Origin of the sequence: Pinirhizobacter sp. (genome assembly GCF_035317885.1) — a bacterium.
Classification (GTDB): Bacteria; Pseudomonadota; Gammaproteobacteria; order Xanthomonadales; family Rhodanobacteraceae; genus Pinirhizobacter.
Window position 1 is genome coordinate 1 of record NZ_DATHFX010000184.1, and the last position, 3,788, is coordinate 3,788.

The 3,788-nt window shown below is 66.2% G+C and carries 5 protein-coding genes; 4 read left to right on the plus strand and 1 reads right to left on the minus strand.

From position 1 onward, the window contains the following. Positions 1–258: 258 nt before the first annotated feature. Positions 259–999, plus strand: a complete 741-nt coding sequence (gene gpmA, locus VK519_RS05795) for a 2,3-diphosphoglycerate-dependent phosphoglycerate mutase (RefSeq protein WP_324348180.1) — start codon at positions 259–261, stop codon at positions 997–999. A 96-nt stretch (positions 1,000–1,095) separates the two neighbouring features. Further along, complete coding sequence (locus VK519_RS05800; protein WP_324348176.1) at positions 1,096–1,656, plus strand: CcdC protein domain-containing protein; 561 nt, start codon at positions 1,096–1,098, stop codon at positions 1,654–1,656. Here VK519_RS05800 and VK519_RS05805 read toward each other — a convergent pair. Then, positions 1,653–1,991 carry a P-II family nitrogen regulator gene (locus VK519_RS05805; protein ID WP_324348177.1) on the minus strand — a complete coding sequence of 113 codons (339 nt, stop codon included), beginning with the start codon at positions 1,989–1,991 and terminating at the stop codon, positions 1,653–1,655. The genes VK519_RS05800 and VK519_RS05805 overlap by 4 nt on opposite strands. Positions 1,992–2,162: 171 nt before the next feature. Between VK519_RS05805 and VK519_RS05810 the strand changes: the two genes are divergently transcribed. After that, positions 2,163–2,417 (plus strand): accessory factor UbiK family protein, encoded by a 255-nt coding sequence (locus VK519_RS05810; protein WP_324348178.1) that lies wholly within the window; start codon positions 2,163–2,165, stop codon positions 2,415–2,417. A gap of 144 nt (positions 2,418–2,561) precedes the next feature. Further along, positions 2,562–3,788, plus strand: a 1,227-nt coding sequence (locus VK519_RS05815) for a YifB family Mg chelatase-like AAA ATPase (protein ID WP_324348179.1), incomplete at its 3' end; no start/stop codon positions are given.

Consider the following 3,788-nt stretch of genomic DNA (forward strand, 5'->3'; position numbering starts at 1 on the left):
ACCAGCGGCGACCGATACCGAGCCATTGACCTTGTCCGTGTCGCTACCGCCGGCACAGGCGGTGCACGAAAGGGCTACGCCCATGGCCAGGACTATCAGGCTGCGCTTCATGATGGTTTCCCTTTTCTGATCTGATGTAGGCATAGGATGCCTCCGGAAGGCCCCGCGTTTAGTGTGACTCATGGCAGGGGAGCGGAATTTGACGCCGGGGCCCGGCCCGCTCCACCATCGACTTCTTTAGCCTCGAGGCACCGGAAGATCATGCACAAGCTTGTCCTCATCCGCCATGGCCAGTCGCAATGGAACCTGGAGAACCGCTTCAGTGGCTGGGCCGACGTCGACCTGAGCGAGCAGGGCATCCAGGAGGCCATCGAGGCCGGGCGCCTGCTGATGGATGCAGGATTTGCCTTCGATATCGCCCACACTTCCGTGCTGAAGCGTGCCGTGCGCACCCTTTGGCACGTGCAGGAAACCATGGACCAGATGTGGTTGCCGGTGGTGACCGACTGGCGCCTCAACGAACGCCACTACGGTGCGCTCACCGGACTGAACAAGTCCGAGACGGCAAGCAAATACGGCGAGGAGCAGGTCCACATCTGGCGCCGCAGCTACGACATCCCGCCGCCGGCGCTGGAAAAGAGCACCGAAATCGACGACCCGCGCTATGCGAAGCTGGTTCCCGGCCAGGTGCCCCTGACCGAATGCCTGAAGGACACCGTGGCGCGGGTGCTGCCGTACTGGCACGAAGTACTCAAGCCCGCCGTGGGCTCGGGCCAGCGCGTGGTGGTATCGGCCCATGGCAATTCCATGCGGGCGCTGGTGAAGTACCTGGACAACATCCCCGACGATGAGATCGTGGGCGTGAACATCCCCAACGGCGTGCCGCTGGTGTACGAGTTCGACACCGACATGAAGCCCATCAGGCACTACTACCTGGGCGACGCGGCCGCGATCGAGGCCAAGATGGCCGCCGTGGCAGCGCAGGGCAAGGCCAAATGACAGCCGTCACCCCGATGTCATGGCGTTCGACCATGGTCCGGGGTGGATTGGCACCCTAAGCTGGCCCCACTTCAAGACCCGTCCCGAGGCTTTCCCATGGCTGCTCCCATGAACCCGCAGTTGATCGGCATGCTGGTTTCGGTCCCGCTGATGGCCTGGGGCATCTACCGCCGCGTGCGCAGCAGCTTCGGCCGCCAGCCGATCCGCAGCAATCGCATGATCGTGCGCATCGTGATCCTGTCGGTGCTGGTGGTGGGTTTCGGCCTGAACGGCCTCTACAACCCGGCCCTGCTCGAGGGGCTGCTGGCGGGCCTGGGCCTGGGCGCCATGGTGGGTTACGTCGGCCTGCGCCTGACGCGCTTCGAAACCACGGCGGAGGGCGACCGCTACATACCCAACACGTGGATCGGCGCGGCGGTCACTGCCCTGTTGCTGGGCCGCGTGGCGTACCGTTTCGTGGTGGCCGGTAGCCTGGCCGTCGGCGATGCGGCTACCACTGCGGCGGCGCAGCAGCATCCACAGATCGGCAACAGTCCACTCACCCTGCTGGTGCTGGGCCTGACCTTCGGCTACTACATCTGTTACTACGCGGGCCTGCTGGTGCACCACCGCCGCTGGAAGGCGACGGTTCCGGCGGGCGCGGTGGCGCTGGACTAAAGCGCGTCGCCGTCGAGTTCGCCGGTGCGGATGCGCACCACCTGCTCCAGGGGGCTGACGAAGATCTTGCCGTCGCCGATCTTGCCGGTGCGCGCGGCCGTGCCGATGGCCTCCACCACGCGCTCCACCATGTCCTCGGTGACGGCCACTTCCAGTTTGATCTTCGGAAGAAAATCAACCACATACTCCGCGCCACGATAGAGCTCGGTATGGCCCTTCTGGCGACCGAAGCCCTTGACCTCGGTCACCGTCACCCCTTGCACGCCCACCTCGGCCAGGGCCTCGCGGACGTCGTCCAGCTTGAAAGGCTTGATGATGGCGACGACCAGCTTCATGTCCTGCTCCGTGGGGTATGCGGCGGGAGGTCATTGTGCCATCGCGTTGGGGTACCCTCCATGACCCGACGTGTTTTGTAGGAAAAACCCTACAAGATGAGTCGGCATTACCTGATGGCCGGACTGCGGACGGCTTCCTAGACTGAACTTACGAATTCGGGGTGAATCCTCATGGATGTGCAAAGTATCGATCAGTTGGCCCAGCGCCTCGCATCGCTGGTCCCGCCCGGTCTTGCTCAGGCACGCAACGACCTGGAGGTCAATTTCCGTGATGTCCTGGCACAGGGATTGCGCCGCCTCGACCTCGTTACCCGTGAAGAATTCGAAGTCCAGCTGCAGCTGCTAGCGCGCACCCGCGCACGGATCGATGAGCTGGAGCAACGGATTGCGGACCTCGAAGCGTCCCAGGGCGCACGCGGGCATTAGTCAGCTCCCGGGAGCCGCCCCCGGTTTGTCACCCTCACCCCGAGATACCAAGCCGGGGGCGGTTAGTTGCAAGTCCGTCGGAATATCCTGCGCTAAGGAAGGCGCCATGTTCGAAACCACGCCCGTTGCCGCGCGCTCCACCCCATGACGCTCGCCGTGGCCTACAGCCGCGCGCAGGATGGCATCCTGGCTCCCGAGGTAACCATCGAGGTTTTCCTGGGAGGCGGCCTGCCCGCGTTCTATATGGTCGGCATGGCCGAGACCGCCGTGCGCGAGGCTCGCGACCGCGTCTGGGTGGCGCTGCGCAATACCGGCTTTGAAACCCCGAACGGCCGGGTCACCGTGAACCTGGCCCCGGCCGATCTTCCCAAGGAAGGCGGGCGCTTCGACCTGGCGCTGGCCGTGGGCCTGCTCACCGCGGCGCGGCACTTGCCGGCCGAGCGCGTGGCCTCTTGCGAATTCCTGGGGGAACTGGCGCTATCGGGCGAGCTGCGTCCGGTCGCCGGCCTGTTGCCAGCACTGTTGCAGGCGCGTGAATCGGGCCGTATCGCCATCGTGCCCCGCGCCAACGCCGGGGAAGCTGCGATGGTCGGCGGCATGCGCGTGCTGGTGGCCGATTCGCTGGGCGATGTGTGTGCGTGGCTCACCGAAACCGGCGATCTGGATGCGCCACCCCTGCTGGCTGCCACGGGGGATGCCAGCTACCCGGACCTGGACGACGTCCGCGGCCAGTACCAGGCACGCCGCGCACTGGAGATCGCCGCGGCCGGTGGTCATCATGTCCTGCTGTCCGGGCCGCCGGGCACCGGCAAGACGATGCTCGCCGAACGCCTGCCGGGCCTGTTGCCGACCATGAGCGAAGACGAAGCCCTGGCCTCGTGCGCCGTGCGCTCTGTGGGCGGCCAGCTGCCGGCGCCTGCGTCGTGGCGCTACCGTCCTTTCCGTGCGCCTCATCATTCGGCATCCGCGGCAGCACTGGTGGGTGGCGGTTCGCGTCCGCGTCCGGGCGAGATATCACTGGCCCACGAAGGCGTGTTGTTCCTCGACGAACTGCCCGAGTTCCGCCGCAGCGTGCTCGAAGCCCTGCGCGAGCCGCTCGAGTCCGGCCAGGTGGTGATCTCGCGTGCCACCAGCCGCACGACGTTCCCCGCGCGCTTCCAGCTGGTGGCCGCGATGAACCCATGTCCCTGCGGCCACGCCGGCGACCCGCACGGCCGCTGCACCTGCACACCCGACCAGGTCACCCGCTACCGCGGCAAGATCTCCGGCCCCTTGCTCGACCGCATCGACCTGCACGTTCCCGTGCCACGCGTACCGCTCAACGAATTGCGCGGCGAGCCCGGGCCGCACGACGAAAGCACGGCCACGGTG